The sequence below is a fragment of the Microtetraspora sp. AC03309 genome, assembly GCF_020826795.1.
Classification (GTDB): Bacteria; Actinomycetota; Actinomycetes; order Streptosporangiales; family Streptosporangiaceae; genus Microtetraspora; species Microtetraspora glauca.
Map to the genome: position 1 here is coordinate 1 of NZ_JADDIL010000337.1, position 647 is coordinate 647.

General features: G+C 51.0%; 1 protein-coding gene. It reads right to left on the reverse strand.

Going from position 1 to position 647, the window contains the following annotated elements:
- Positions 1 to 188: 188 nt before the first annotated feature.
- Positions 189 to 647: hypothetical protein (locus IMZ11_RS43200; RefSeq protein ID WP_228649445.1), on the reverse strand; the 459-nt coding region annotated here is incomplete at its 5' end.

Sequence of the window (647 nt, forward strand, 5' to 3'; positions counted from 1 at the left end):
CATGAGGTCCATGGCTGGATTTTGAATCCATCGGTTGGAGTATTGCAAGATGTCGTCGGCTGACGGATTGTTTGAGACGGTGGGGCTGCTATTCGAGGTGGACGGCTCTGGTCGCGTGCAACCGGTGCTGATAACTGACAGAGTCAACAAGCCCGCAAATGCACGGCGCACCGTTGTAGCTCTGCGCATCAATAACTCCAGTTGTCGTTCGTTATACCTTCTTGACGTTGGGTCGTCCAGGTGCCTTGGTTATAACCGTAATGTGCACCGTTCGCCTCAAACCAATTACTGAGGATGTCGCGCGCATTGAGATTTTTATTGGAGACATTGTAGAAGTCGACCTGGCCATCTTTAATTAGGCCTTTCAGAGCTGCGTCGCTTGCAATCTCTGGATGGTAATTGATCAAGCCCTGCAACGCGACAGCATAGTTCGATGTTGTATTGCTAAATCTATTATCGCTGAGTTGATTGGTGAAGAAGTCGTCGCCGTGAACCGTCGTCGGGTCTATTTCAGGCAGGAGTTGATCCTTAAACATCGGCCTCAAGGCGGTCTGGATGGCAGCTGGGATTTGTCCGCCTGGAACAAGTCCTTCTACAGCTGTCAGTCCTCCGCAGAAGGTGTCAAACATCACCCCTGCCTTCTGGTT